Source organism: Stieleria sp., assembly GCF_041595215.1.
GTDB lineage: Bacteria > Planctomycetota > Planctomycetia > Pirellulales > Pirellulaceae > Stieleria > Stieleria magnilauensis.
Map to the genome: position 1 here is coordinate 1 of NZ_JBFHKV010000765.1, position 4,365 is coordinate 4,365.

At 60.1% G+C, this 4,365-nt stretch carries 2 protein-coding genes; one reads left to right on the forward strand and one right to left on the reverse strand.

Going from position 1 to position 4,365, the window contains the following annotated elements:
* The coding region (locus ABX749_RS23830; protein ID WP_372898197.1) for a beta strand repeat-containing protein at positions 1-3,240 on the forward strand (3,240 nt) is incomplete at its 5' end.
* Between the two features lie 222 nt (positions 3,241-3,462).
* On the opposite strand, the gene ABX749_RS23835 is transcribed toward ABX749_RS23830, so the two are convergent.
* Positions 3,463-4,365 (reverse strand): RNA polymerase sigma factor (locus tag ABX749_RS23835; RefSeq protein WP_372898198.1); only part of this gene is annotated, 903 nt, incomplete at its 5' end.

Below are 4,365 nucleotides of genomic sequence, written 5' to 3' on the forward strand. Positions count from 1 at the left end.
AGCGGAACGGTCGCCGACGTCAACGCCGCCCTGGCCGCCGTGGCCTTTACCCCAGCCGACGACAACGACGTCAACTCGCAGATCACCGTTCACATCGAAGATTCCGTCGCAGCCGGGCCTACCGATGGACTGATTCAGCTGAACGTCACAGCCCAGAACGATGCCCCCGACATCGATTTGGATGCCGACGATTCGAGCGGGGCCGTCGGTTCGGGCTACAACGCCGCGTTCGTCGAAGGGGCTGGGGCGGTGCGGATCGCCGACTTGGCTGATGCCGTCATCGATGATGTCGACAATGCCAATCTGACGTCGTTGACCGTCACGATCACCAACATCCAAGACGGTGCCAACGAGGTGTTGACCTTTGACACCACCGGAACCAGCATCATCGGCAGTTACGCCGCCGGCGTGTTGTCACTGACCAACTCCGACTCGGTCGCCAACTACCAGCAGGTCTTGCGAACGATTCGCTACGAGAACCTGTCCCAAACTCCCAACACGACGACTCGCGTGCTGAGCATTACGGTCGGCGACGGATCGGCCAATACCGGAATCGTCTCCAGCGTGACCGTTGCGGCGACCAACAACGCCCCGGCGCTAGACCTGGACGCGAATGATTCCAGCGGCGAAAGCGGGGCGGACTATGGGACCACCTTCGTCGAGGGTGGTGGAGCTATCCTGATCGCCGACGCGGCCGACGCTGTCCTGACGGACGTCGACTCCACCAATCTGACCTCCCTCGTGGTCACGATCATCAACCCTCATGATGGGGCTGCTGAGACTTTGACCGCCGACACGACGGGAACCAGCATCGGGGCCAGCTACTCGGGAGGTGTCCTGTCGCTTTCGGGTTCCGACAGCGTTGCCAATTACCAACAAGTCCTTCGTACCATTCGGTACAACAATTTATCCGCAGCGCCCCACCCATCCACGCGCGTCATCCACTTTGTTGCCAACGATGGATCCGCCAACAGCAATAGGGGGAGTGCAATTGTGGGCGTCAGTGCAACCAACACCGCCCCTGTCCTGGATCTGGATGCCAACGATTCAAGCGGATCGACCGGGGCCGACTATAACGTGACGTTCATCGAAGGCGGCGGCGCCGTGCTGATTGCTGACTCCCTGGATGCAAACCTGAGCGACTTGGACAGCGGCAACCTCTCGTCGCTGACCATCACGATCACCAACTTGCTCGGTGGCATCGCCGAATCGCTGAGTGCCGACACGAGCGGGACCTCGATCTCCGCGACGTATCTTGCCGGAACGCTGACGTTGTCGGGAGTCGATTCGGTTGCGAACTATGAACAGGTGTTGCGGACGGTGCGGTATGACAACATCTCACTGGTCCCCAACCCGACGACGCGGGTGATTCAGTTTGTCGCCAATGACGGCGCGGCCAACAGTAACATCGCGACGGCCAGCGTGTCGATCACGACGACCAACAACGCCCCCACGTTGGACCTGGACGCCGACGATTCAAGCGGCACGGGCGGCACCGGATTCCAGACAACCTTCGTCGAAGGCGGCGGTGCCGTGCGAATCAGTGATTTCTCCGACGCCAACCTCAACGACGTCGATTCGGCGAGTTTGACTTCGTTGACGGTGACCCTGACCAACCCGTTGGACGGGAGCAGTGAATCCTTATCCGCCGACACTTCGGGGACCAGCATCACCGCCACCTACGCCGGTGGAACCCTGACGCTGTTGGGAACCGATTCGGTCGCCAATTATCAACAGGTGCTACGATCGATTCGCTACCTCAATACATCGGTGGCACCCAACACGACGGCACGCGTCATCGACATCGTCGCCAACGATGGGATTTCCGCCAGCAACTTGGCCACCGCGACGATCAACGTCACCTCGATCAATTCAGCCCCGACGATCAATGCGCCGGGAACGCAGACGCCGTCAGAAGACACACCCTGGTCGATCAACGGGATCAGCGTCAGCGATTCCGACATCGGCACAGGGATGATGCAATTCTCAATGAATGTCGCTCGTGGGACCTTGACCCTGAACGCTACGGTCGCCGGTGGCCTGACCGCATCGGGCATCGTCGGCAACGGCAGCGCATCGGTGACCGTCACCGCGACGCTCGCTCAATTGAACGCAACGCTGGCCGCCGCCAATGGGCTGATGTACCTGGGCAACCCGAATGTCAACGGCGTCGACACGCTTTCACTCAACGCGAGCGATTTGATCGATTCGACCACCGAGACGGTCAATATCAACGTCCTGGCCGTCAATGACGCGCCGGTTGCGGTAAAAGACCAGTTCGCAATGAACCCGGACAGCAAGTTGATCGTCGGGGCAGGCGGATTGTTGGCCAACGATTTTGACGTCGATGGCAACGCGATCAGCGTCGTTCCCGTCAGCGGGCCTTCGTCTGGAACGTTGACGTTGGGGGCGGATGGATCCTTTCAATTCACTCCGGTTGCCTCGTTCTCCGGATTCGTCACCTTTTCTTATGCCGTCACCGATGGCTCTGCGACAAGCGCGCCTGCGACGGTGGTGATCCAAGTGTTGCTGCCGATCAGTCCGGCCGACATCGCCAGTGCGAGCGCCGAACCGGAGCCCGAGAAAGTCCCCGAAGACCCACCGGCCGAAGAAGAAAGCGACGAAGAAACAGAGCCGGAGAATGAAACGTATACCCCAGTGACCGCGAGTGTTCCCGAAGCTGACACGCCGTCGGTCGACCTGGGGCGAGGCGTGGTCCAAACCAACGCCGAAGAAATTCTGACGATCAGCGTGGTGCCGCAGCGACTGGCGGAGCAGGCTGAATCCGAGCAGCGAAATGACGAAAGCCGTAGTTCGTCTCCGACGCAAAATGACAACTCAGGTCGATTGCGTCGTTCGGACTCGATCCGTTCGACCGGCTCGGTGCTTGGGATTGGGCGGTTCGACAGCAAACTGCTGTGGAGCGACATGGAAGACATGCAAGGCGAAATCAATGACGGCTTTAACACACCCTACATCTTTGCCGGTTCCTTCGCCGGCGTCTCAAGTGCGCTTTCGGTCGGTTACGTCATGTGGACGGTCCGCGGCGGTCTGTTGGCGACCAGCTTACTAGCGCACCTGCCGGCATGGAGCTTCGTCGATCCGCTGCTGGTGCTCGACGAGCTGGATGACGACGACGATTCCGACGACGACTCGCTCGCAGAGATGCTCGACAAAAGCGAAAGCGAACGGGAAGAAGTCGAGTCGGACGAAGCGGAGCTGGAAGCTTCGGCTCTCTGATCAATCAGTTGGGGAGAGGGGGAGGCAAGGAGGCAAGGAGACAAGGAGACAAGGAGACTGGACCGCGTGGCAGGTTGGAACGCGATCTGCGGAGTCCCGGGTGCCTTCCTCATCATTCTGCCACTTCATCGTTTTGCCACTTCATCGTTTTGCCACTTCCGCCGTGCCGGCGTTTGGTGATGGCTGCTTCGCGAGTCTAGAGCGACATTGACCGCTCGTTGCTTATCCGAGCGAGTCCAGCTTTGCACGTAGGAATCGTCGTTCGGAATCGTGCGTTGTCAGTGCCAACGCTTGCTCAAAGGCGCATCTCGCCTCCCGTTGTTCGCCCAGTCGCCGCAGAAACTCACCGCGGGCGGAATGGGCCAGATAATACGCTTGCAAGTCTCCGCGTTCTAAAATGTCATCGATGATCGCCAGGCCGGTCGCCACGTCGTCGCGCATCGCGATCGCCACGGCACGATTGAGTTCCACCACGGGCGATGGATCGGCTCGCATCAAGACGTCGTACAAGGCGACGATCTGCGCCCAGTCGGTCGTAGCGGCCGTCGCGGCTTCGGAGTGGACGGCGGAGATCGCGGCTTGGATCGCGGCTTGGATCGTGTACGCGCCGAATCGCTTCGATCGCAAGGATCGTTCGACCAGACGGACCCCTTCGTCGATCAGCTCTCGATCCCAGAGGCGACGATCCTGATCTTCGAGCACGATGATGTCCCCCCGGACGCTCAATCGCGCGGCCCGACGCGATTCGTGAAGCAGCATCAGCGCCAACAATCCCATCACTTCCGGATCAGGCAGCAATTCCAACAGCAATCGAGCCAGACGAATCGCTTCGTCGCAAAGGTCGGCCCGGGTCAGGCTTTCTCCGCTGGATGCGGAATAGCCTTCGTTGAACACCAGGTAGATCACCGACAGGACGGAATCCAAGCGTTGGGGGATGTCCGAAAGGGAGGGGACCACATAAGGGATTCCGGCATCGCGAATTTTCGCTTTCCCGCGAACGATGCGCCGAGCCATCGTCGGTGGAGGCACCAGGAACGCGCGTGCAATTTCTTCCGTCGTCATGCCGCACACTTCCCGTAGGGTCAGCGGCACTTGCACTTTGGGATCAATCGCCGGGTGACAGCA